Here is a 24,627-nt window from a genome sequence, read left to right on the forward strand (position 1 = left end):
GCTTAGCAAAAATTAAGGCTATCGCCATCATCGTTATGACGATTTTGAAAAATTACGCCAAATTTTGGGGGTCTGCTTGACTTATCGCTTTTAAAGCCGCATATAATGGCGCAAGGCAAATTCTTTTTTCATTGACCGTTTTGCCAATAAATTTGAAGATTACCGAACGTTCGATATTTTAATTTTTCGCCAAAAGAATAGTTTTGCAAAAAGGCGAAACTATTTTTTTTAAGATTGCCCTTGTAGTTTATGAATGATTATGGGTAATTCACCTTAAAAGGATACTTATGACGACCCCAAAAACCGCAATTGCCCCTCCTGATTTGACCTTGCATCCTGAATTTGAACTCGTTGAACATCGTCCCATTGAAGCGCTGTCCTTAGATGTGCTGATTAGCCGCCACAAAAAAACCGGCGCGATGCATTACCATTTGGCGCACCCAAGCGATGAAAATGCGTTTTTGGTCGGCTTTCGAACTCAGCCGATGGACTCAAAGGGTGAGGCGCACATTTTGGAGCACGTGGCGCTTTGCGGCTCAAAAAAATTCCCCGTTCGCGACCCATTTTTTTCGATGATTAAGCGCTCCTTAAACACCTTTATGAATGCGATGACGGCGGCGGATTGGACGGCGTATCCGTTTGCCACCCAAAATGAAAACGATTATTTTAATCTCCTTGCGGTGTATTTGGACGCGTCATTTTTTCCCAATATTCACCCGCTTGATTTTGCGCAAGAGGGCATCCGCGTTGAGCTTGATGACGAGGACAAACCGCAATTTAAAGGCATTGTGTTTAATGAGATGAAAGGGGCGATGAGCGGCGAGATTGACCAGCTTTATCATTCGGTGGCGCATCACTTGTTCCCAACGACGACCTATCATTACAATTCCGGCGGTGACCCTGCCGATATTCCGGATTTGACCCATGAGGAGTTGCTTGAATTTCACCAAAGCCATTACCATCCCTCAAACAGCGTGATTATGAGCTTTGGCAATATTCCGGTGGCAAAAACGCAAGCAAAACTGCATGACGATGCGCTAGCGAGCTTTGATCAAGGTCAAAAGCACAGCTCAAAAGCCGAGCAGCGGTTAACTGCGCCAATCAGCGCGGTGGAAACTTACACGGCGGACACCGACGGCGAAAAGCAGACCCATCACGTGGTAGCTTGGCTGCTGCCTAGCATCACCGACCCAAAGCAGCGCTTGGCACTGCGCTTGGTTGAGGGCGTTTTGGTTGAGCATGCAGGGTCGCCGCTGCGGGCGTATCTTGACAGCCATCCTTTGGGAACGGCGCCAAGTCCGCTGCTAGGTCTTGATGACAGCCATTTTGAAATGGTGTTTTATACCGGACTTCGCGGCTCAGAACCTGAACACGCCGAAGCGGTTGAAAGCGGCATTTTGGACTTGCTAAAAGAGGTCGCCTCAAAGCCCATTGATGACGACACCATCGAGACCATTTTGCACCAAATCGAGATTGACCAGCGTCATATCGGCGGCGACAGCATGCCTTATGGGCTAAATCTGATGCTTGAGGGCTTTAGTACCGCCATTCACGACGGCAATCCGGTGGACGTTTGGGAAGTTGACGCGCATTTGGCTTGGCTTCGTGAGCAGGTGAAAGATGCCAATTGGCTACCCAATTTAATTAAAACCCATTTGATTGACAACCCGCACCGCGTTCGAGTAACGCTAAAACCGGACAGCCAAAAGTCGGCAAAACTTGCCGCCGCTGAACAACAACGCTTGGATAACATCGCCAAAAACTTGGATGATGACGCCAAAGCGAAACTTCGCGCTCAAGAGCAAGCGTTGGCTGAACGTCAAGCGATGCCGGATGATTTAAGCCTCTTACCAAAGGTGGGGTTAGAAGACGTTCCAGCCGACATTAGCTTTATTGAAGGTCGCAAAAAGGCGGTTCAATTAAGCGCTCGCGACAGCAGCATTTTTGAATATGATGCCGGAACCAACGGGCTTTATTATTATCAAGTGGTCACGCCGCTGACCCCAACCGTTGACGGCGTAGATACCGCCGCGCTGCCTGCCGATGACATTATTAACCATCCGTTATTGCCGATTTATTTAAGCTTGTTGTCCGAGCTTGGTACAGATAGCATAGGCGCGCTTGAATTTCAAGCCAAACAAGCGGCGCAATCGTCCGGCGTGACCGCGCGAATCAGTCAGCGAACCGCAATTGACAATCGCGACGACATCAGCAGCTATTTTGTGGTGGCAACCCGAGCGCTTAACCGCAAGCCTGAAGCCATTGACTTGGTAAAAGAGGTGATGGAGCACAGTATTTTCACTGAGCAAAGCCGGATTAAAGAAATCTTGCAGCAGCGCGCCGCCAGTTGGCAATCACGGCTTTCTGGCGCCGGTCACGCTTACGCCATGCAAACCGCAAGCCGCGCCATGAGCCGTCAGTCAAGGCTTGAATATGCTCGTGGCGGACTTCCTGCGCTCAATACGCTTAAAGACTTTTTGGCGCATGCCAATGAAGACAGCAGCGTTTGGGATGAGTTGGCGCAAGGCTTGATGGCGCTGCATAAGTCAATTACCAGCCTTGCTAAATTTGCCATCATCGTTTGTGAGCCGGATGAAACGGCAAGACTTAGTGATTTGATTGTAAAAAGCTGGCAGGATGATAAAAAATCCGCCGATTTTGACGATTTAAACCGCCAAATTCCAAGCGATTTTGCCAAAATAGCTATTGATGATATCAATATTCAAGGTAATGACAACGACAACACAATGGCAACCGACTTGGCTTGGCTGGTGGCAACCAACGTTTATCATAATGCCAGCGCTTATAAAGTACCACCGGCTGACCATCCGGACACTGCCGCGCTCATGGTACTTGCGCCGTACTTGCGAAACGGCTACTTGCACAGCGCTATCCGCGAAAAAGGCGGCGCTTATGGCGGCGGCGCGGGCTATGATGCCAATGCTTGCGCGTTTAAATTTTTCAGCTACCGCGACCCGAACTTTGAGGCGACCTTTGAGCATTTCGAGCAAAGTATCGCTTGGTTATTAACTGCGCCGCAATCGGATGAGCAGTTAGAGGAAGCCATTTTAGGAATTATTTCTGGAATGGACAAACCGGGTTCACCCGCAGGCGAGGCAATAAAATCTTGCTTTAGCGATTTGCATCAGCGCGGCGTTGATTGGCAACGTAAAATGCGAGCGGCAATTTTGGCGGTCACTATTGACGATTTAAAACGGGTGGCGACCACTTATTTAAAAGATAAGCCAAAAACGCGCGCGGTTCTTGCGCCTTATGATAAAGAAGATGCCGTTAAAAATGCAGGCTTTGAGGTTTGTAAAGTGAAAAGCTAAGCGCTGTTAAATCGCAAAAATAAAAAAACCGCTCATCATTGAGCGGTTTTTTATACGTGGAATTTTTGCTTTGTTATCAATTGAGCGTTATTTTTGAATCAGGTAATTTGCTAAAGCTTTATAAGCCGGTAGCGACGTTGGGTCAATTTTACTGTTGCTTGCCACTGGAAATGACGCAAAGCGAACGATGACCATATCGGCGGCAGGGTCGACATAAACGGTCTGACCGTGGACACCGCGAGCGGCAAAGATTGGCGTTGGGTTGTTAAACAGCCACCACATGCTTTTGTAGCTGCCGTTTGGTAGTTGGTTGTAGCCAGCTTTGGCAAAGACAGATTTGTCGCCGCCTTTGGCGATATTTTCAACGACACTTGCCGGAAATAAGCGCTGATTATCGATGACGCCATGATTGAGCATCAATTGACCAATCTTTGCCATATCATGAAGCCCTGCGCTCAAGCCACCACCGGCAAATGGCGTACCTTTGGCGTCAACGGTCATATAAGCGCTTTGCTCCGCACCAATTTTTTGCCAAATGCGCTCGGACAATAAGTCATCAACCGCTTTTCCGGTGACGCGCGAGATAATCCAGCCAAGCGCGTCGCTGTTAATGGTTCGGTAGTTAAACTCCGCGCCATGAGTGCCATTTTTTTTCACCGTTTGCAGATATTCAAGGTAGCCGTTCGCGCCGGTATAGCCTTCAGGTTTTGGTAGGGGGCTTGCCGCTTTTGAATACGCCCAAATATCGGCGTCAGGGTCGGCATAGTCTTCGCTGTAATCAAGGGCGGTGGTCATGTCCATCACTTGCCGGACGGTGGCGTCACCAAAGCCGCTATTTTTTAATTCAGGAATAATACTTGCCACCAGTTTTTTATCGTCTAAAACGCCTTCATCAACCAAGATTTGCGCTAAAAGTCCGGTCATCGATTTGGTCATCGACATGGCAGCATGATTGCCAAGCGGTGTTAAGCAGCCGTTTTGCCGCTCATAAACGATTTTGCCGTGATGCAGCACCATGATGCCATCGGTGTAGTTGGCGTCCAATGATTGCCGCCACGTCATCGGTTTTTTACTGCCGGTTGGGGTAAAGCTGATGGCGTCAATTTTGTTATCTAGCGCATAATCAAAGGTGGTCGGCGCGCCAATGCCGCGGCTGACCTCAGTGGTTGGCATCAGCTCGCGAATGTGGCAAACCGTCCAGCGCAGTTTCGGAAAGCTAAAAAAGTCCGATTCTGGCTGCATAATCAGCTTGTCTTTTGGCGGCGGAAAGCCTTGCATCCAGCCCAGTTTATTGGGGTCGGAGTCGGCAGCGGACAAGGGCGGTTTTGGCGAAGTGTTTTTCGGTGGCTCCATTGCCATTGCTCCAAAACTTGTCATCAATGCTGCCGTCAGGGTTAAATATTTTAAGCGCGTTCTATTTATCATTTTTATTGCCTCTTTATGACGTTTTATCATGACTTATTTTATTATTTTTAATAGCGTTTAATGCTTTGGTCTTTGTCAATCATGTCTTGATGAACGGGGAACTCGGCAAGCGTTTTACAGTGCTTGCGGTCTTCAAAATAGCAGTTGAGCGTTCTTTTAACGGCTTCAAAAGCAAGGCTATCCCAAGGAATCTCATCTTCGCTAAACAGCGCGCAATCCAAGCTTTCAGAGCCCACGCCAAACGCGCCGTCTTTTAAATCGGCAAGATAAATGATGTAAATTTGACCGATATCAGGGATGTCAAAAAGGCAGTAAAGATTTGGGTTAATGACCACCGCGTCTGCCTCTTCAAAGCTTTCGCGGGCAGCGCCTTCAGCGATGGTTTCGCCATTTTCCATAAATCCTGCTGGAATCGTCCAAAGCCCGTATTGCGGCTCAATGGCGCGGCGGCAAAGCAGCACTTTGTCCTCAAAAACCGCAAGCGAGCCGCAAATGATTTTGGGGTTTTCATAATGAATGTAGTGGCAGCTTGGGCAAACCAATCGCGGCATGTTGTCCGTTGCCGGAATTTTGACCTCAGCTTGGTGACCGCATTGAAGACAATACTGCATAATCCCTGCCTTAATTTTGCTAAAGATAAGTTTTATAATCGTTGTGGGTTGTGCATTTTTGAGATGCTTTTTAGCATTGCCAAAACCCAATCAGCGCTTGATTTTGGCAAACCAAACCGTCATCTTAGGAAGATAGCATAAAACAAGATAACATAGAATTGGGCAAGGCTTAGCTTGGGTTACAGGATTACAGCATTTTTAAGAAAAATTGGAGGTTATGGCTAACTGAGGGCTATGGTTAGCTAAATGGCAATTTGGTAAAACTGACAAGCTTCAAACGAACTTTACGGCAAAGGGGGTGATGATGACGATGGCGGCGCATTCCGCGCGATTTGATAAGCCAAGTGTGTTGCTGCCAAGTGGTATTTCGCAGCCGCTACTTTGTCAGCTTGCCAAAAGGCTACAAGCACCGATATTGCAAACGCTTTGCCAAAATAAAAGCCTTGATTTTACAGCTTTAAATCAAGACCCTTTAAATCAAGACCATGAGATTGCATTAAGCTCGCGTATTTTAAATGAGTTGTACCAAACGCCCATTGCCGATGCCTCGATTTTGGTGGCGATTACCAATGAGGCAAAGCCAAGATTGCTACTTACTCGCCGCGCCGCGAACTTAAACAGCCATGCAGGGGAGGTGTGCTGCGCCGGTGGTAAGTTTGAGCTTGGCGATGGCAACAACGTCGTCACCGCCCTTCGCGAAGCTTGCGAGGAAACCGCGCTGCCGCCAAGCCGAGTGAACATCCTCGGTCAGCTGCCGGCGCAATTGTCCAAAAGCGGCTTGAGCGTTCGCCCGATTGTGGCGCTGGTTGACCCTGATTTGATTTTAGTTCCTGAGCTTGGCGAGATTGCGCGGATATTTTGGGCAGATTTTGGCAAGCTTATTGATCAGCCGCTGACCGAATATCAAATCCGCTATCCCATTCAAGGCGTTCCGACCACCCTTGTTACCCCAAGCTTTTTGGTTGATGGCGAAACCGTTTGGGGATTGACCGGTCGGGTGATTGCCAGCCTTCTTGAGGTCGGTTTTGACCGCAAGTTTGATTGGTATTACCGCTTAGCGCCGTAATTTTTTAGGGCTTTTATTTTTAAGCTGAAACTTGTTTTTCTTTCATTGTACTTTTTAAACTTTTAATTTCATTTTGACGCTTATTTATAACTGCTACTTATAATAGTCATCATTTTTTTTCAGCCACCAGTTCATGTTGTCCTGCCGTTTGGCGCGAAATTGCTCAAGTTTTTGCGCCGCTTTGTCATTGTGAAGTCTTGCGGTATCAAGGGCAAATAAAATCGGCACGGCAGAAAGTACGCCAAAGCGCAATTTGGACTTGGGCAGCTTTAACCCATCGCCAATGTCATCACCAACCAAAGTTCGGGTGACGCTCGCGTTAACGAGCTCGACAAACTGACCACGGCGGTTGTCCTCGCCCATCAATTGGCTTGGCAAGTCGTGAAGCGCTTTGGCAAGCGGTCGCCCCACCTCAAAATCAAGCTGCTGAATGGACAAATAGGTATAAAGCCATTCCCAACACGCCGTTTCATTTTCCGGCAGACGCTTTAAATCAACGCCAAGCCAAAAGCTGGCAAGCTGCCATAAATGCAAAATCCCTGCTGCTTCCTCGCGACTGATGCGAGCGCCAAGCAGTTGCAATCCGCGCATAATCAGTAGCGAAAATTGCAAATGAGTGGCAACCATGTCGGTTTGGTTGATGGGAATTCCCCAGTAATCGGTATTCCAAAGATTATCCGCTTGAGTGCGAGCGGCGTTTTTGGCAAGTTCGGGAACGGCTAGTTTTCCAGTGAGCAGCTTATGGCGGACAAGGGCGTGAATTTGTCGAACGCTGATAGACTGCCGCCAACCCTCAGAGCCAACGGCAAGCACGGTATCAAAGGCAAATTTGGCTTGCTGGTTATGATGGTTATGATGGTCGTGACGGTTATCACAATTTGGATATTCAGAAATCGCTAAAATATAAGCGTAAGTCCGCATCAAGCGTGGCAGCGCGTCATGAACCAAAGCTCCGGTTTGAATTAAAGGCAACGACAACGCCGGAATGCTATAGCCTGCCATTAACGCCACATTTCGAAGTAGCCAAATGAGCATCAATGGATAGCGCCGATAGGCTGCTGCGCCAATGGCGGCAAGCTTTGGGTCAAACCAATCAGGATGGCAGCTAAACGTTTGGTAAAGCTGATGAAATTCCGGTCGGTTTAAGTCGATTTTTAACTTGGGTTTTTCATGGTTATTACTTGGCTTTAAAATTTGCATTTGTAATGGCTTGGCAAATTTAATCCCATCTTGAATTAACGGGTCAGCAAGCGGGTCGCCTAAATCATAACCTTGAGCCAGCTCAAGCAATAACTCGTTTGAGATAGCAAAGTCTTTTGGCAATAAATAACGCTTGATTCGCCGTAACACTTGCAAATCCTTGTGGTCGTCCACCGCTGTGGTGCGACCGTGACTCAGATAAGACGTTGGCATGACCTCTGCTACCTTTTTTAAACCTTGTTATGAGCGCGTTAAATCGAGCGTATTTTGACTGACTGAGTTTTTAAGACTGATTTTTAGCATGATATAACCTGCAATCGCCGACACAATCGACCCCATAATGATGCCAAGGCGCTCATCAAACCCTGCCGTCGCCCCGCCAAACGCCAGACCGCCGATAAATAAGCTCATGGTAAAACCAACGCCGCAAAGGAGCGCTGCGCCATAAATTTGTTTAAAATTGACCCCTTGCGGCATGGTCGACAGCCCTGATTTAAAAATCAGCCAACAAGCAATCATAACGCCGACTTGCTTACCGATAAACAGCCCTGCGGCAATACCAAGCGGCACAGGGTGCAGCAACTCGCCAATCCCTGCGCCTTGTAACGAAACCCCTGAATTCACAAAAGCAAATAATGGCAAAATCCCGTAAGAAACGGTGTTTTGTAAATCGTGCTCCAATTCCTCAAGCGGCGAGTGCTCAGGGTCAGTTTTGTCAAACATCGGGATAAATAGCGCCAAAACAACGCCGGCAAGGGTCGCGTGAATGCCGGATTTTAACACCAAAAACCACATGATGACGCCGATGAGTACATAAGGCGTGATTCCGGTGACGTTTTTGCGGTTAAGTAGGTATAAAAACGGCAAACACAGCGCGGCAAGCCCTAAAGAGCTGAACGACAAGTCACTGGTATAAAACAGCGCAATGATGATAATCGCGCCGATGTCATCAAAAATAGCAATCGATACCAAAAAGACTTTGAGCGCATTGGGAACGCGGTTGCCAAGTAAGCTTAAAATGCCAAGGGCAAAGGCAATGTCGGTGGCGGTCGGGATTGCCCAACCTTTTAAATACTCAGGATGCTGATGGTTAAACGCCACGTAAACAATGGCCGGCATAATCATTCCGCCAAGGGCAGCGGCAGCCGGCAAGATGATTTGCTTCACGTTGGATAATTCGCCAATGAGCACTTCGCGCTTGAGCTCAAGTCCCACTAAGAAAAAAAACACCGCCATCAAGCCATCATTAATCCAGTGGTGGGCGTCTTTGGCAATGGCAAGCTGACCGATTTGGATAGCAACGGGCGCATGAACAAACGATTCATACCAAGTTACCAAAGGCGTGTTGGCAATAATCATTGCCGCCACTGCCGCCAAAGCCAGCACGATGCCCCCTGCTGCCTCAAGCTCAAAAAATGCCTTTAGTCGTCGAAGTGCCATACTATCCTCATTAATTCAGTCAAAATTAACTTTTATCGTAAGTTTTATTAAATTTAGCAAAAATCCGCTGCCTTTTGGCTTTTTCTGTGCCTTTAACCGTATAATAAGCGCAATTTTACGCAAGGATTGTTCATTTTTGCAGCCTATCCAAACTAATTGTTGTCAAACTATTAATAATCACGCCGCCAAGTGAAAAAGCACCGCGATTTTCAGCTTTGCCGCTTTTTTTAGCAAAATTAAATTTGTAGTTAAATGCCAAGTAGGCAGTCAAATGAGTGCCAACTTCCAAGCATTTTTGCCCGTTAATGAAAAGGTTGAGACATGGACGTATCATTGTCAATTGAGATTATATTAATGCTGGCAGGTGTCGCCGCGCTGGCAGGATTCATCGATGCCATTGCCGGCGGCGGCGGGCTTTTGACCATCCCTGCCATGCTGCTTGCTAACATTCCGCCGGTGATGACGCTTGGCACCAACAAACTGCAAGCCTCGTCCGGCGCGTTTGCCGCGTCCCTTACCATGATTCGCCGGCGCGTGGTTGACCCAAAAGCCATCAAAACGGCGGTTATTGCCTCGTTTATCGGCTCTGTATTTGGCGCGATTGCCGTTCAATTGTCGCCGCCTGATTTACTGGAAAAATTAATTCCGTTTTTGATTGCGGCGATTGGCATTTATACACTGCTTGCGCCCAAAATCGGTGAGGTCAGAAAAGAGCCCAAAGTGACCGAGGGCGTTTGGCAAAAAATCATCTCACCGATTATTGGCTTTTACGATGGCTATATGGGACCGGGAACAGGGATGTTTTTTGCGCTGGGTAACGTGGCGCTTCGGGGTCGAACCATTATTGAAGCGACCGGTGCGGCTAAAATGCTTAATTTAGCCAGTAACATCGGCTCGCTGATATTTTTTATTATTGGCGGCAACGTGCTTTGGAAAGTCGGGCTTGCAATGATGGTTGGGCAAACCCTTGGCGCGTATTTTGGCTCGCAAATGGTCATTAAAGGTGGCAGCCGCTTAATCAGGCCAGTGATTGTTTTGGTGTGTTTGGCGATGGTGACCAAATACGTTTTAAGCTGATACCATTTAAAAATTAAGATTCATTGATAAAAAATAAGCATAAAAAAGCAAGCCATCATCGAGCTTGCTTTTTTTATTGTTTTAAAATTATGGTCTTAAAGCTTATTTGTCATCGTCACGGCGTAAGCCATCTTGCCATTTTTCAGCCGCAGCGCCGGAATGATTTTGGCTCATGCGCTCGTTGAGCGTGTGCTCAGCATCGCGGTGGCGGTGGCTTAAGGCTTCAGCATTGGGGTTGTCGTGAACGAAATCGGCTTGGTTACGGACTTCTTCTGCTGTGTTTTGTTCGCTGGTTTTTTTGACCTCACCGTCTTGCTCGTAGCCATGGTCAGGGTTGTCATCGCCCGTTGGCTTGTCGTGTGACTGTTGACGGGTGACGCCATGCCGCTGCTGTGCGGCGGCTTTAACCTCGGCGTAATTGGTCAACTGCTGAACGGCGTTGTCTAATGTATGCGGATTATGGCGCTCTTGAACGTGCCACAACTGCGCGTCAAACACATCAGTCAACAAGGAGTCAAAGCGCAGCGCATTATAATGAATCAGCACTTCGGCATCTTCTTCGCTAATGATGCCGTTTTGACTGGCCTCAACCACGTGGTCTTCAAAGGTTAAGCCCTCAAACTTGCCTTTATTTTCTGCCTTTTTAAATTTATGCCATAAGGGTTCAACGGCAAGTAAGGCTTGATAGGTGTTTTCCAAGCGACCGGTCACGTCATCCGGCTCAGTGTTGTAATAAATCATGGATTTAAGATAATCGCGGAATGGGTTGTCCTCAAAATCTTCCATAAAGGTGTCGCCAAGTTTTTGTTTTAACTCATCGCTGACGGGCGCAAAAATCCGACCACTTGGAAAGGCAACAAACTGAACCAATTTGGCAGCAAAGCGGTTAGGGAAGTTGGCATAAAAGCTAAAAAACGCCTCTTGAATGGTATAAAGACTGTCTTTTAAGGCGACCTCAGCGTGAAGGCGCTCGGCAACGGACTTGCTGCCGTTTTGATAAAATTGCAAAATGGCAGTGGCAATAAATAAATGACCGTGAATGTCAGCAAGGCGACCTGAAAGCATTTCTTTGCGTTTTAAATCACCGGCTAAAAGCCCAAGCGCCATATCCGCCGTCAATGCAAAGTCGGCGCTTAAGCGGTTGATGTGCTGATAATAGGGGCGCGTGAAGGCATCTACAAAAATCGGCGCGTGACTGCTGCCGCCGGTATAACCTGCCACAAAGGCTTTGGCGCCGCGGTTAAAGGTGTAGCCTAAATGTTTAAAAAATAACTCATCAAAGGATTTGAGCGCCGTCTGTTTATCGTCGCTTTGCAAAAGCTGCAACTCATCAAACAAATACGGGTGACAGCGCATTGCCCCTTGACCAAAAATCATCAACGAGCGCGTTAAAATGTTTGCGCCCTCAACGGTGATGGAAACGGGAATAGACTGGTAGGCGGTTGATAAAAAGTTGCGCGGTCCCATTTGGATGGCGCGGCCACCGACCACGTCCATGCCGCCATTGATGACCTCACGCATGGTTTCAGTGGCGTAGTATTTTGCCATGGCGGTCATGACCGAGGGCGTTCCGCCTTGATTCAATCCGCAAGTGACCAAATGGCGAAACGCTTCTAGCATATAGGTTTGGCTTGCCATTTGGCTGGTGACTTCTTGAACGCCTTCAAATTTACCGACCGAAATTTTAAATTGCTCACGGATTTTGGCAAACGCGCCAACGTTTAAGTAGCTCATTTCACTTGCCGCCGTTGATAGCGCAGGCAAGGAGATGCCGCGACCAACGCCTAGGCACTCCATCAACATCCGCCAACCGCGACCGACATTGTCAACGCCGCCGATGATGTAATCAAGCGGAATAAACACATCTTTGCCATCGACCGTACCGTTCATAAACGGCGAGCCGCTTGGGTTATGGCGCGCTCCTGTGATGACGCCCTCGTGAGTTGCCGGAATTAAGGCACAAGTGATGCCGTAATCGGTTTTTTCAGGGTCGCCCAAAAGCCCCTCGGGGTCATACAATTTAAAGGCAAGACCAACGACAGTGGCAATTGGCGCAAGCGTAATCCAGCGCTTGGAAAAATTCATGTTAAGTCCCAAGACTTGCCGACCTTCAAAATTACCGTAGCAAACCACTCCCGTATCCGGAATCGCGCCTGCGTCCGAACCTGCTTCAGGACCGGTAAGCCCAAAGCACGGAATTTCCTCACCTTTTGCAAGACCGGGCAGCCAGCGCCGTTTTTGCGCGTCCGTGCCATAATGCATGAGCAGCTCACCCGGTCCTAAGGAATTTGGCACCATACAGCTGACCGCCGCCGTTGGCGAGCGCGAAGCAATTTTACTCATCACTCGGCTTTGCGCGTAAGAGGAAAATTCAAGACCGCCGAATTTTTTGGGAATAATTAGCCCCAAAAAGCCATTGTTTTTGATAAATTGCCAAATCTCATCAGGCAAACCTTTTAATTCATGCTGAATTTTCCACTCATCAAGCATCCGGCAAAGCGTCTCAACCTCATTGTCCAAAAAGCTTTGCTCATCAGCGGTCAATTTAGGATAAGGATAATTGGCAAAGGTGTTCCAATTGGGCGCACCCATAAACAGCTCTTTTTCCCACCAACTGGTTCCGGCGTCCAACGCCTCGCGCTCGGTGTCGCTCATGCTTGGCATCGCCCCTGCCAAAATTTTATAAACGCGCTTGGTAATCAGACTTTGCCGAAGTGGGGAAATTAAAAGCACCAAGCACAACAGCGCAATTGGCAGCCCTAAAATCAGCGACCACGGGCTAATAAAAGCACAAACGGCTACGGTAATGAGCGCAAAAATACTGCCCGTCAATCGCGATAATGACAGCAAAAAGAGGGCTAGAATCATTGCCAACTCAATCACTACTGCCAAAATAAATAAGCCAATCGCCATGACGGCCTCCCCAAAAATAATAAAAATAAGTGTCAGCAGTCATTGCTGGTTAATATTAAAATAATCGTTTTATGCTTGATTTTTTAAAGGCTTAAATTACCAAATACCTGCTGATGGCGCAAATTTTAGCAATACGAGCGCAATTTTAGCTACAATTAGTAAGCAATATGAAATATTCGCGAGCAACTATCAAGGGGGATTGTGCTAACGAATGTCAAAAACTGTATCCAGTTATGTTTTAACAGCGGTTTAACCCCTCGTTAAGCGGCGTTTAAATCCAATCTAAAACGGCGCGCGGTTCAGTTCTTTATAAGACAACACCTCACCAGAGCCCACAATAATATGGTCAACTAAGGTTAGGTCAATCAGCTCGCAAGCGGCTTTTAATTGGCAAGTTAAGTCATCGTCAGCGCTGGAGGGCGCAGCTGAGGTTTTTGGGTGATTGTGAGCAATAATCAGCTGGCTTGCTGAATGGCTAATGGCGTGACGAAGCACGTGCTTGATGCAAACTGAGCAGCTTGATATGCCACCGGTAAATAATATCTCAAAGTTGATGAGTCCAAGCGCGTCATCCAAGCACATGACGGCAAATACCTCGCGCGGCTCGCAGGCAAGCTTGGCGCGAAGGTAGTCTTTGACCATGCTTGATTGGGCAAAATGCTGACCGGATTTTAGCTGACCGTCCAAATAGCGAACGCCCATTTCAAGCGACGCCATAATCTGCGCGTATTTGGCAATCCCGATGCCATGACATGCCAAAACGGTGTCTTTTGGCGCGGCAAGTAAATTGGCAAGGCTACCAAATTGCGCAATCAACTCGCGAGCCAAATCAATGGCGCTTAGCTTTGCCGTTCCGGTTCGCAAAAATATCGCTAAAATTTCTGCATCACTTAAGCTTGCCGCGCCCAATTTCAGCAGCTTTTCGCGCGGTCTGTCGTCCTCATGCCAGTCTTTGATTGCCATGATTTGCCTTTTAAAATGATAAAATTTATAGGAATAAAATTTTGTCGTGGGTTAGAATAAATTGTGCAAAATATTACCCAATTTCAAGCAAAATTGATACTATAAGCGCAATTTTTGCCCTTTTACTATTTTTGCTTTTTTAATATCGTCTTTTTTAATACTGAAAAACGCTTATGACCAATATTGTCCTTGCCATTACCGGCGGAATTGCCGCTTATAAATCCGCCGTTTTTGCGCGGTTGCTGATTAAATCAGGCTTTGACGTTCGGGTGATTATGACTCAAGGCGCGCAAGCGTTTATCACCCCATTAACCCTGCAAGCGCTGACCGGCAATCCGGTGCATTTAAGCTTGCTTGATGAGGCGGCTGAAGCCGGAATGGGGCATATTGAGCTTGCCAAATGGGCGGATTTGGTCATTATTGCGCCGGCGTCGGCAAACACCATAGCAAGGCTTACCATGGGAATGGCGGACGATTTGCTGGCTACCGTTTGCCTTGCCACCACCGCGCCGGTGCTGATTGCCCCAGCGATGAATCAGCAAATGTGGTCGCATCCAGCGGTCAGTCTTAACGTTCAGACCTTAACCGATTTAAATTACCATATCATCCCACCTGAAAGCGGCATCCAAGCTTGCGGCGATGTGGGCGCAGGTCGGCTTCCTGAACCCGAATCGCTGCTTGCGCAAACTCAGCTATTTATTGCTCAATCTAGCACGCCGCAATCTTTAGCAGAAAAACACGTGGTCATCACCGCAGGACCTACGGTTGAAGCCATTGACCCTGTCCGTTATTTGTCCAATCATTCCTCCGGCAAAATGGGATTTGCTTTGGCAAAAGCTTGCGTAGCGGCAGGGGCAGAGGTGACGCTGATTGTCGGTGGGAAAGTTTTGCTGCCAACGCCAATTGGCGTGACCCGAATTGATGTGTTGTCTGCTGATGATATGCTCAACGCGGCAACCGCTTGCGTTGCCGGAACGCATCCGGCGCTCATTGCCAATGATGACGACCATGACCATGTTCATCATCACCATCATCATGAACACCACCACGACGATTGCGGCTGTGACCATGACCACGACTTTGCTGCTGACCAATTCAGCCAAAACAAAGCTGCCGATATTTTTATTGCCACCGCTGCCGTTGCCGACTACCGAACCCGCGATGCTGCCCCGCAAAAAATCAAAAAAACGCAAGACACCATGACGCTAGAATTGGTCAAAAACCCTGACATTTTAGCCACCATTTCAAATGCCAATCCGGACTTATTTGTCGTCGGCTTTGCCGCAGAAACTCAAGATGTCGAGCATTACGCGAAAAAGAAACTTATTGATAAAGACTTAGACATGATTGCTTGCAATGACGTGTCGCGCGCCGATATTGGTTTTGCCAGTGACAATAACGCCATGCAAGTCTTTTTTGCGGAAAACTATCAAACCGCAAGCGTTAATTTAGATAAAGCATCTAAAGATGACATTGCTCAGCAGTTGGTCAGCTTAATTGGGGCGACCATGGTTAATCGCGATAACCGCAACTAAGCCATTTTTATAAAAACTATCGGTTAAAAATTTAGTTATTAAAAAAATTAATTATTAAAAAAAATGCGTTGGGCGGCGCGAAAGGTATTGCAGTGCGCTTCAACCACATCGTTAATGTCTTCTGAATAGCCGCCGCCCATCACAATTGCTACCGGAATTTGCGCGTCTTTTGCCAAGTTTAATACCATCTCATCACGAGCAAGGCAGCCCTCAGGCGTCAGCGCCAATTTACCCAGTTTATCCGTTGCCAAAACATCAACCGCCGATTGATAAAAAATTAAATCCGGCTGAAAGTCGCTGATTAATTTTGGCAACGTATCCTGCAAAATTTGTAAATATTCTGCATCTCCCGTGTCGTTGGCAAGCTCAATATCCAAATCCGAAATCTGCTTGCGAAACGGATAGTTTTTTGCACCATGAATGCTAAACACAAACACGCGCGGCTCATCTGTCATGATTGCCGCATTGCCGTTGCCTTGATGAACGTCCAAATCGACAATCAAAATCCGTGATGCTTCGCCGCGAGACAGCAGCAAATTGCTGGCAATACAAACGTCATTAAACACGCAAAAGCCCTCGCCGTGGTCAGCAAAGGCATGATGGGTTCCACCTGCCACGTTCATTGCCACGCCAAATTCTTTTGCAAATAGCGCGCATTCATAAGTGGCGTGAGCAATGTAGCGACCGCGAGTGACCAACTCCGGTGTCATCTCAAAACCAATCGGTCGCGCTTCTTTAGCGCTTAGCGTTTGGGTTTTTAACTTGTGCCAATATTCTGCGGTGTGCGTGGTTAAAATCTCCTCCTCGCTTAAAAGCTTTGGCGCAAAAAAGTTGTCCGTGGTAATTGTGCCCTCCTTCAATAAGCGCTCAGGAATCATGGTGTATTTTTGCATGGGAAAGCGGTGTTTTTCAGGGACTTGGTAGCGAAACACCTCAGAGTAAGCAATTTTTAGCATAATGGTTCAAATGATTTTTTTAAATAAAAAAGGTCAAATCGTTTTTAAAAGAGTTACTGGACAAATTCGGTTGGTAAAAAAAACGTCCGCGATTGTGCCTCAGCGTGAAGCTCTTCAAGCAGCGTTGGCAAGTCGTTTGATGGACTTGGTGTGTTAATTAAATCGCTAAAAATTTCAAAGGCAACCGTGGTCATCGCCACTACGCTTTGCAGCAGGCTTTCAATGATGTCCTCATCAAGCCCAAGCACCTCAATATCAATGGCATTTTTGTAGCGAACTTCGCCGTCATTGATATCCATTTCAAGGTTGCCGATAATCATATCGTAGTTAATTTGGGTGATAAGCAGCATCGCCGCGCTTTGGTGCGACTCTGGAATTAAAAACGGCAAAATCCCATAAACTGCCAAAAAATGGTTGTTTTCTTGAACGCGAAACAAATAGCCGCAGTCAATGTCTTTATTTTTCATTCGCAAGGACAAATGATGCGACTGCTGCGAGTCATTATCGCGCGGCGCATAATAAGTATAATGCCACTGTTTTTGCTCAAAGTAGCCTTTGATAAAATCGGTAATCGGCGTGGCATCGGACTCGGTTGGGCGGTCAAAAAATGGTAACTCATCGTCCGCAGGAGTGTTGTTTTCCAAGCTTTTTTCCAAGCTCTCCGCATCTTGGTTTGTCGTATTTTGCGCTTTTGCATGGGCCTCATTTTGGTCAGCCGCCGGCTTTTTTGGTGACAAGTTTTCGGGCGTAAGGGCAGCATCGTCAGCTTTTGCGCCTTTTGCCTCATCATTTTCTGAAGTCTTTTTTTGCAAAAGCTGTTTGATTTTTTGCCAAACGCTGATTTTAGAAGGTTGACTCATATAAAAGGGTCTTTGGGTCAAAATATCAGCGCTGCTGATAAAAATTAATTGTAAAATCCACCGCCAAACTTACTACTTTAAGACTTATCAAGCAGTTTTTGAATCTCCGGCTGCTGATAAAAGTCGCTAAGCATTTGATGGGAATAGTCAGCAAAAACAGGGCTTGCAATAGCATCATGGCAAAGTGGGGCAAGCTTACTGGCAAGCGCGTCAATCGCTTTATCATCAATATAAAGGGCACCGGCAAGTTGACCGATTGTGTCATCGATATGATGGTGATACCATGATTCGCTAACTGATTTGAGCAAAGTTTTTAAATAATCGGACTGCCGAAGCCGGTTAAAGCTTTGATGGATATGGGCTTCAATATGCTCGATGCTGTTGTTGTCGTCATCGTTGCTAATATCATTATTAAGGTAATCTTGAGCGGTGCTGAGCGGGGTTTCTTTAATCCGTGACCAACCTTTAAGCAGCAGCCTTGCCACTTCATCGTTGGACAAATGAGCGTTGGCATTGGCTTCCGCGCGCAGGCTTAACTCTTTAATATTGCGGTGTAAGTAGCCTTGAAGCTTGTCATCAAGGTTTTTGTTGGTGGCGCGCTCAAAGGAGCTGCGCCCCATTTTCATCAGTTTGCCAACGCCGCCGGCTTTATCCAGCGTGCCTTCCATAAAGTCGTTGATGGCGTGATGTAAAGTTTTGGTCAACAAATCGGCAAAGGTATCATTGCCGATGAGCGCATGAATGAGAGCGGCGCGCTGCTGCTTATGACGGCTTATATAACGGGCAAGATGGTCAACTTGAGCGTCGTCAATGAGCTCAGACAGTGGCGTATTATCGTTAACAGGGTTGTAAATAATACTTTGCAGCACAAGCCTGATATCGCGACGCATAACGTCGCTTAACGGATAAGCAAGCACCCAGTCGGTCATCAGCTTTTGGACATCATCAAGGCTGATATAGCGCGTCATCGGCTGCTGATAAAGCCAAGCAATAGCGTCTTTTATGAGTAAGTCGGCGTTGTCCGCTAGCCAAGACTGCATAAAGGGCACTTGCGCGGCAATCAAGGCGGCAGCTTGTTGGTTTGGCTCATGATTTTGAGGGCTGCTGGGTTTGGAGTCGGGCTTAAAATCAGAATTGGGATTTGAGGTCATAATATCGGCAATTTGTTATACTAAATAGGCAATTCAGGTCAACGAAAGTCGCAACCGGTGTGGTTATTTTGCTATTATGCCACGAACTTTAGTGACGAGGCGTGCAATATGCCGCCAATTTTCAACGATGGCAGAATCTAATCATGACTTTGCAACAACCGCTGTTAACCTTAGAAGACTTGACCGTTCAGCGCGGTGAGATGCCGCTTTGTGAGGCGGTTGAGCTTAGGCTGCATTCCGGCGATATTTGCCATGTCATCGGCGAAAACGGCACCGGAAAAACCACGCTTTTAATGCAGCTTGCCGGACTTTTGCCAATTTTGCAAGGCGAAGTTTATTACCAAGGGCTAAAAAGTATCCCGATTCAGCCGCTGTTTGTGTCGCATCAGCTTGGCATTCACCCTAATTTAACCGTTGAGCAAAATTTGACTTTTTTGCTGAATTTATATGGCATTGCGCCATCAAAGGCAGAGATTGACGAGGCGCTTGAGTGGGTGGGATTGCAAGGCTTTGAGATGCTGTCGTCCAACCATTTGTCAGCAGGGCAAACTCGCAAAATTACACTTGCTCGGCTTAAGCTGATGACCCCTGAGGTGACGCCGCTTTGGCTGCTTGATGAGCCTTTTACCGCGCTTGATGTGGCAATGGTGGCGAAGATGGAAGCACAAATTTTGGCGTTTAGCAAAGCAGGCGGGGCGGTACTCATGACCAGTCACCAAGCGGTTAAGGTGGCAAATCGCCACCTTGATTTGTCAGAGTTTATGGTTTAACCATTGATTTAACAATTTTAAAGTTAATAAATAGGGTGGGTGATGGCAAAATCCCGTGAGCAAAGCGCCGTGCACCGTCCGGCATCGTGCGGTATCAGTTTGGCGCAGCTTTGGCGGCGCGAGTGGCACGTCAAGCAGCAAGGCGCGGTTCAGTGGCTCTATCCGTTGGTGCTGTTTTTGGTGATTATTACCTTGTTTCCCTTAGCCGTTGGCAGCGAGCCGCAACTGCTTCAGCGCTTGGGTGTTTCCGCGGTTTGGATTGCGGCGCTCATCTCGTTGGTGATGGGCGTTGATGGGCTGTTTAAACCGGCGCTTGATAACGGCACGCTGGCGCAGCTTGTGGTCGCTCAAGCGTCGTTGCCGCTTTGGGTGCTCATTCGCTTAACCATTCATTGGATTTTTAGCAGCGGTATTGTGGCGCTGTTAAGTTTGCTTGCCGTGCCGTTATTTCAACTCAGTTGGTTTGAAACCGGCATTTTAATGGTGTCAATTTTGACCGGAAGCCCAATGCTGCTTATGCTGTCAGCCATTGCCAGTAGCTTGACGTTATCGCTAAAAAACGGCGCGGTGCTTGTGCCGTTAATTGCGCTGCCGATGCAGCTTCCGGTACTTATTTTTGCCACCGGCGCGGTCGATTTGTTTGCCACCGGCTTAAACGGTTTGCCCATTTTGGCGCTACTGCTTGCCGGAAGTATTGTGTCGGTACTTGTGATGCCTTGGGTGATCGCGCAGACGCTTAAAATGTCGTGGCTGAATTAAGCGTTCAAGCGTGAACAAATCTTGCAATATTGCTATAATGAAATCAGGTGATTATTAACGCTGGCAGGTCGCTGATTTGCTGCTAAAACATAGGTTTATCTTCATGCCCAACCCAACTCCTGCGTCATCAATGAGCTTTTGGCAGCGCCTTTGGCAAGGTTTTTTGACCACCGTTGGCACCAAGCAGTTTTTTCGGATTTTTGCGCCATGGGTCAAGTGGCTTGCCATTTTGGCGGCGATTTGTTTGACCATTGGCAGTATTTGGGGCTTGGCATTTGCGCCGCCGGATTATTTACAAGGCAACAGCTACCGGATTATTTTTATTCACGTTCCGGCAGCAAGCCTTGCCATCTCCATTTATTTTGCCTTAGCGGTTTTGGGGGTGATTTATTTGGTTTGGAAAATTAAAACCGCCAATTTGGTGGCTCAAGCCATCGCGCCGATTGGGTTTTTGCTTTGCGTCATCAGTCTTTTGACGGGGTCGATTTGGGCAAAACCCACTTGGGGAACGTATTGGGTTTGGGATGCAAGGCTGACCTCAATGCTGATTTTGGCGTTTTTATATGCCGGTGTCATGGCGCTATTTGCTGCCTTTGAACATACGGCAAATCGCGGAAAGGCGGCGGCGATTTTATCGATTGTCGGCGCGGTCAATTTGCCCATTATCAAATACTCGGTTGAGTGGTGGAATACCCTGCACCAAGGCGCAACCTTTACTTTAACTGCCGCGCCAAAAATGTCAGCAAATATGTGGATGCCCCTTTTGCTGATGATTATTGGCAGTTATTTATTGGTGGCCACCCTTGCCATTTACCGCACCAATACATTAATTTTATACCGTGACCAAGGTAAAGCTTGGGTCAAAGAATACGTTCGCAGCCGCCAAAAGTAGATTTTGCCAACCCCAACTACTCAAACCATTTAGGAGTGCTTGATGCAGCCTTATTTTTATGATTTTGCCGATTTTATCGCGATGGGAAATCATGGCGCGTTTGTTTGGTCGTGTTGGGCGATTACCGTTGGGGTGATGCTCGGGTTTATTCTTTATAGCCGCCGTCAGCGTCAGGCGCTCATCAAGCAGCTTGCCATTCAAGATATCCGCCAGTCCGGTCGCCAAAAATCAGTAAAATCGCCAAAAAATCTCGATTAACATTTAGCCCACGATATTATATGTTTAGCAAAATCATTGTTGATATCACTTATGATGATTGCTAAAAAAATGGTATCATATCAGTAAGATAAGTTAAGAGGTTGCACAATGAACGCCGTTCGTCGCAAAAAGCTAATGTGGGTGATGTTTACGCTTGTTGGGGCTGCTATTGCGGTCGCCTTGGTTATTTACGCCATCGGTCAGCAAACCGATTATTATTTTGACCCAACCGCGATTGCTCATAATGAAGCGCCGCAAGATAAGCGCATTCGCGCAGGCGGAATGGTGGTGGCAGGAAGCGTTCAGCGCGCGCCCAACGACCCGTTAAGCGTTCAATTTGCCATCACCGATTTTAAATCGACCGTTCCGGTCACTTATCAAGGTATTTTGCCCGATTTGTTTGCCGAAAATTCAGGTGTTGTAGCTACCGGAAAAATGCAAGGCAAAACCTTTGTGGCAAGTGAAGTGCTTGCAAAACACGATGAAAACTATATGCCGCCTGAGGTTGCCAAATCGCTCAAAGCCAATAACCGCAATGGCGTCACCCCGCCGTCAGAGCAATATCAGCCTGCTGAAAAGGTTCATGAAACCACAACGCTGGTTCAGTAACTTTGTTTAGCGCTAAAATCTTTAAAATAAAAAACGCCCAAATCCAAGGGCGTTTTTAATTATCCTAAATTAAAAAAGGCTTGCTGAAAAAGCTTATTTTGCTTTGGCAGCTTCAGTAGGGGCAGCCGAGTCAGCTTTGGCTGTATCAACCGATTTTTCTTGACTATTTTCCAAGTTTGCTTGATTATCCGCGCCCCAAATTTTAGGATATTTATAACCTGGGAAAGTGTCGTGAGCGTACTTTTTAAAGGCATCGGAATTGTAAGCTTCGGTGACGTCTTTGACCCATTTTTTATCGACGTCAGAAGCTTTTACCGCTGACCAATTGATATAAGCAAAGCTTGGCTCTTGGAATAACGCTTCGGTTAAGTTAATACCAGCGTCGGTCGCGTAGTTGCCGTTAATGATGGCAAAATCGACCTCGTCACGGGCGCGCGGCAATTGCGCCGCTTCCAATTCAACGATTTTAATGTCGAATTTGCTGTTGTCCGCAATATCGGCTTTTGAGGCGGTCAACGGGTCGATGTTGTCTTTTAATTTAATCCAGCCCAAATCATCCATCATCACCAAGGCGCGAGCAAAGTTGCTTGGGTCGTTTGGCGCGGATACGCTCATGCCTTTAAACGCCTCATCAAGCTTGGTTTTTTTACCCGAATAAATGCCAAGCGGCGCGGTTGGAACTTGAAATACTTCAACCAAATCAAGCTTGTTTTCCGCTTTAAAGGTATCTAAGTATGGTTTGTGCTGAAAAATATTGATGTCCAAATCGCCTTCGGCTAAGGCTAAGTTTGGGCGAACATAATCGGTAAAGGTGACCAATTCCACCTCATAACCTTGGTCTTCAAGCGATTTTTTGACTTGATTGCGAACCATATCCGCAAAGTCGCCCTCAGTCGTCCCAATGACGATTTTGGTGTGCTCGGGGTCGATATCGCCTTTTGCCGTGCCACTTGCTGCCGTCTCGGTTTCGTTAACTTGTTCTTTGGTGGCTTCAGGTGCTGACGAGTTGCTGCAACCAACGAGAACCAATCCGGATACCCCAACGGCTGCAAACGCGCTTGCCAATTGGCGGCTGATATCTGTCAATTTCATAAATGATCCTTAAAGTAAAATCGCAAAATGGGCGGTAATGACAATGGTAAACTTTTCAAAATTAACTGCGTTGACCTTGAAAGTCAAGCGCGGTTTCAAGTCCAAATTGGCATGAAAACATGAATAAATTTCAAGATGATGACCAATAACGATTAAATTTGAATCAAAATTTGCGCTTATTGTTAGTTTTTAATACTAAATTATCGTTTATCCAGCCGCGTTGCCAGCCAGTTGCCAATGGCTTGAATGCCGATGACCATGACCGACAGCATAATCACGATAAATACCATCACTTCAGTTTGGTAGCGGTAATAGCCGTAGCGGATTGCCAAATCGCCCAAACCGCCGCCGCCAATCATGCCGGCTGCTGCTGAATACGACAGCAAGCTGATACATAAAATAGTCACCGACAACACCAGTCCCGAGCGCGCTTCATTAAGTAATACTTTAACGATGGTAAATGGCTTTGCGCCCATGGATTCGGTGGCTTCGATAATGCCGCGCGGTACTTCGCGAAGGTTTTGCTCAACGAGTCTTGCAAAATAAAAGGAGCCGGCAATCGCCAAAACTAAGGAAGCAGCAATAGGACCAATTCCCGTGCCAATAATCGTTTTGGTCAGCGGACTCATGGCAATCATCAAAATCACAAACGGGAAGGCGCGCATAAAGTTGGTGATGGCGCCCAAAATGCCATAAAGCACTTTATTTTGCAAAAACTGCCGGTCGCTTGATAAAAATAAAAAAATACCAAATAAACCGCCAATGACAATCGCCGCAAAGGTTGAAATGCCAAGCATCACAAAGGTATCAATGGTGGCTTGCAAAATTTCAGGTCGCAGCGCAACCAATTTGTCGATGGAGGCAGAAAGTTCTGAACCGGTAATCATAAATCGTGCCTCACTAATCTTCTTGAACCAAGCCTTGACCAATGGTGGTCGCCGCTTGAATGTTGCCATCGACAATCGGTGCAACTTCTAATAGCTCGCCTTGGTGCAATAAAGCGGCGCGGTGGCAAATCCTGCGAATCACGCTCATCTCATGAGTCACAATGACGATAGTCACGCCAAGCTTTTCATTGATGTCTTGTAGGCAGGCAAGCAGGCTTCTTGTCGTTGCCGGGTCAAGGGCGGAGGTTGGCTCATCGGCAAGCAAGACTTTTGGGTTTGGGGCGATGGCACGAGCAATGCCGACACGCTGTTTTTGACCGCCGGACAGCTGCGCCGGAAAATGACCTGCGCGGTCGGTCAAATCGACGATGTCCAAGCATTCCATCACGCGCTCTTTAATCTTATCGCGCGCAAATCCGGAAACGGTTAAGTTAAACGCCACGTTATCAAAAACGGTTCGGTTACTCATCAAATTAAACTGCTGAAAAATCATGCCAATATTGTGACGCGCCACCCGAAGCTCACTTGCGGACAAGGTCATTAAATCAACACCATCAATCACCACGCTGCCGCTGTCTGGGCGCTCAAGTAAGTTGATTAAGCGCAGCAGCGTTGATTTTCCGGCTCCTGAGTAACCCATCAGCCCGAAAATCTCGCCTTGTTTGATGCTTAACGTAGTGGGGGCGACGGCGGTAAACCAACGCGTGACGGCATCGCCACGGCTTGCGCGGTCTTTTAAAAAGCGCTTGCTTACCTCGTTTAAAACGATCATATCGGTCATGACAGGCTCAGTAGTTTTGAGAAAAACGCGAAACCGCGTCTATTAAAAGG

General features: G+C 47.3%; 21 protein-coding genes. 9 read left to right on the forward strand and 12 right to left on the reverse strand.

All coding sequences use genetic code 11. The annotated features are described in order from the left end of the window. Positions 1 to 287 precede the first annotated feature (287 nt). Positions 288 to 3,332: an insulinase family protein gene (locus ACZ5XY_RS07550; protein ID WP_464740420.1), complete on the forward strand. Its 3,045-nt coding sequence runs from the start codon at positions 288 to 290 to the stop codon at positions 3,330 to 3,332. A gap of 87 nt (positions 3,333 to 3,419) precedes the next feature. On the opposite strand, the gene ACZ5XY_RS07555 is transcribed toward ACZ5XY_RS07550, so the two are convergent. Continuing rightward, on the reverse strand, positions 3,420 to 4,757 hold the full coding sequence (locus ACZ5XY_RS07555; protein ID WP_464740422.1) for a serine hydrolase domain-containing protein: 1,338 nt from the start codon (positions 4,755 to 4,757) through the stop codon (positions 3,420 to 3,422). Positions 4,758 to 4,804: 47 nt separating this feature from the next. After that, positions 4,805 to 5,368 carry an NUDIX hydrolase gene (locus tag ACZ5XY_RS07560; RefSeq protein ID WP_464740424.1) on the reverse strand — a complete coding sequence of 188 codons (564 nt, stop codon included), beginning with the start codon at positions 5,366 to 5,368 and terminating at the stop codon, positions 4,805 to 4,807. A 301-nt stretch (positions 5,369 to 5,669) separates the two neighbouring features. On the opposite strand from ACZ5XY_RS07560, the gene ACZ5XY_RS07565 reads away from it, so the two are divergent. Further along, on the forward strand, positions 5,670 to 6,434 hold the full coding sequence (locus ACZ5XY_RS07565) for an NUDIX hydrolase (protein ID WP_464740426.1): 765 nt from the start codon (positions 5,670 to 5,672) through the stop codon (positions 6,432 to 6,434). 93 nt (positions 6,435 to 6,527) lie between these two features. On the opposite strand, the gene ACZ5XY_RS07570 is transcribed toward ACZ5XY_RS07565, so the two are convergent. Together ACZ5XY_RS07570 and nhaA are read right to left on the reverse strand one after the other, a co-directional pair. Next, positions 6,528 to 7,847 (reverse strand): oxygenase MpaB family protein, encoded by a 1,320-nt coding sequence (locus ACZ5XY_RS07570; RefSeq protein ID WP_464740428.1) that lies wholly within the window; start codon positions 7,845 to 7,847, stop codon positions 6,528 to 6,530. Between the two features lie 27 nt (positions 7,848 to 7,874). Further along, entirely contained in the window at positions 7,875 to 9,074 is a 1,200-nt protein-coding gene (gene nhaA, locus ACZ5XY_RS07575; RefSeq protein ID WP_464740430.1) for a Na+/H+ antiporter NhaA, read from the reverse strand. Between the two features lie 321 nt (positions 9,075 to 9,395). On the opposite strand from nhaA, the gene ACZ5XY_RS07580 reads away from it, so the two are divergent. Beyond that, on the forward strand, positions 9,396 to 10,151 hold the full coding sequence (locus tag ACZ5XY_RS07580) for a TSUP family transporter (protein ID WP_464740432.1): 756 nt from the start codon (positions 9,396 to 9,398) through the stop codon (positions 10,149 to 10,151). Positions 10,152 to 10,253: 102 nt separating this feature from the next. Here ACZ5XY_RS07580 and ACZ5XY_RS07585 read toward each other — a convergent pair whose 3' ends face one another. Together ACZ5XY_RS07585 and radC are read right to left on the reverse strand one after the other, a co-directional pair. Next, positions 10,254 to 13,064 carry an acyl-CoA dehydrogenase gene (locus tag ACZ5XY_RS07585; protein ID WP_464740434.1) on the reverse strand — a complete coding sequence of 937 codons (2,811 nt, stop codon included), beginning with the start codon at positions 13,062 to 13,064 and terminating at the stop codon, positions 10,254 to 10,256. 282 nt (positions 13,065 to 13,346) lie between these two features. Then, the gene (gene radC / locus ACZ5XY_RS07590) at positions 13,347 to 14,027 is read right to left on the reverse strand and encodes a RadC family protein (protein WP_464740436.1); all 681 of its coding nucleotides are present in this window, start codon (positions 14,025 to 14,027) and stop codon (positions 13,347 to 13,349) included. Positions 14,028 to 14,200: 173 nt separating this feature from the next. Between radC and coaBC the strand changes: the two genes are divergently transcribed. Further along, entirely contained in the window at positions 14,201 to 15,562 is a 1,362-nt protein-coding gene (gene coaBC, locus ACZ5XY_RS07595) for a bifunctional phosphopantothenoylcysteine decarboxylase/phosphopantothenate--cysteine ligase CoaBC (RefSeq protein WP_464740438.1), read from the forward strand. A 47-nt stretch (positions 15,563 to 15,609) separates the two neighbouring features. Here coaBC and ACZ5XY_RS07600 read toward each other — a convergent pair whose 3' ends face one another. The 3 genes from ACZ5XY_RS07600 to ACZ5XY_RS07610 form a co-directional block, all read right to left on the reverse strand. After that, positions 15,610 to 16,518 carry a histone deacetylase family protein gene (locus ACZ5XY_RS07600; protein ID WP_464740440.1) on the reverse strand — a complete coding sequence of 303 codons (909 nt, stop codon included), beginning with the start codon at positions 16,516 to 16,518 and terminating at the stop codon, positions 15,610 to 15,612. 53 nt (positions 16,519 to 16,571) lie between these two features. Continuing rightward, positions 16,572 to 17,378 carry a type III secretion system chaperone family protein gene (locus ACZ5XY_RS07605; RefSeq protein ID WP_464740442.1) on the reverse strand — a complete coding sequence of 269 codons (807 nt, stop codon included), beginning with the start codon at positions 17,376 to 17,378 and terminating at the stop codon, positions 16,572 to 16,574. 77 nt (positions 17,379 to 17,455) lie between these two features. Next, the gene (locus ACZ5XY_RS07610) at positions 17,456 to 18,529 is read right to left on the reverse strand and encodes a hypothetical protein (protein ID WP_464740444.1); all 1,074 of its coding nucleotides are present in this window, start codon (positions 18,527 to 18,529) and stop codon (positions 17,456 to 17,458) included. Between the two features lie 143 nt (positions 18,530 to 18,672). Between ACZ5XY_RS07610 and ccmA the strand changes: the two genes are divergently transcribed. The 5 genes from ccmA (at position 18,673) to ccmE (ending at position 21,817) form a co-directional block, all read left to right on the forward strand. Next, entirely contained in the window at positions 18,673 to 19,299 is a 627-nt protein-coding gene (gene ccmA, locus ACZ5XY_RS07615) for a heme ABC exporter ATP-binding protein CcmA (RefSeq protein WP_464740446.1), read from the forward strand. Positions 19,300 to 19,341: 42 nt separating this feature from the next. After that, positions 19,342 to 20,058, forward strand: a complete 717-nt coding sequence (locus ACZ5XY_RS07620) for a heme exporter protein CcmB (RefSeq protein ID WP_464740448.1) — start codon at positions 19,342 to 19,344, stop codon at positions 20,056 to 20,058. A gap of 103 nt (positions 20,059 to 20,161) precedes the next feature. Next, positions 20,162 to 20,950, forward strand: a complete 789-nt coding sequence (gene ccmC, locus ACZ5XY_RS07625) for a heme ABC transporter permease CcmC (RefSeq protein ID WP_320158404.1) — start codon at positions 20,162 to 20,164, stop codon at positions 20,948 to 20,950. A 42-nt stretch (positions 20,951 to 20,992) separates the two neighbouring features. Beyond that, positions 20,993 to 21,208, forward strand: coding sequence for a heme exporter protein CcmD (gene ccmD / locus ACZ5XY_RS07630; RefSeq protein ID WP_464740450.1), 216 nt, complete (start codon positions 20,993 to 20,995; stop codon positions 21,206 to 21,208). Between the two features lie 108 nt (positions 21,209 to 21,316). Further along, positions 21,317 to 21,817: a cytochrome c maturation protein CcmE gene (gene ccmE, locus ACZ5XY_RS07635; RefSeq protein WP_464740452.1), complete on the forward strand. Its 501-nt coding sequence runs from the start codon at positions 21,317 to 21,319 to the stop codon at positions 21,815 to 21,817. Between the two features lie 93 nt (positions 21,818 to 21,910). On the opposite strand, the gene ACZ5XY_RS07640 is transcribed toward ccmE, so the two are convergent. The 3 genes from ACZ5XY_RS07640 to ACZ5XY_RS07650 form a co-directional block, all read right to left on the reverse strand. Then, complete coding sequence (locus ACZ5XY_RS07640; RefSeq protein WP_464740454.1) at positions 21,911 to 22,909, reverse strand: MetQ/NlpA family ABC transporter substrate-binding protein; 999 nt, start codon at positions 22,907 to 22,909, stop codon at positions 21,911 to 21,913. Positions 22,910 to 23,109: 200 nt separating this feature from the next. Next, complete coding sequence (locus ACZ5XY_RS07645; protein ID WP_464740456.1) at positions 23,110 to 23,796, reverse strand: methionine ABC transporter permease; 687 nt, start codon at positions 23,794 to 23,796, stop codon at positions 23,110 to 23,112. A 13-nt stretch (positions 23,797 to 23,809) separates the two neighbouring features. Then, positions 23,810 to 24,577, reverse strand: coding sequence for a methionine ABC transporter ATP-binding protein (locus ACZ5XY_RS07650; RefSeq protein ID WP_464740458.1), 768 nt, complete (start codon positions 24,575 to 24,577; stop codon positions 23,810 to 23,812). Positions 24,578 to 24,627: the final 50 nt, after the last annotated feature.

The organism is Psychrobacter sp. GTC18467 (genome assembly GCF_055397455.1).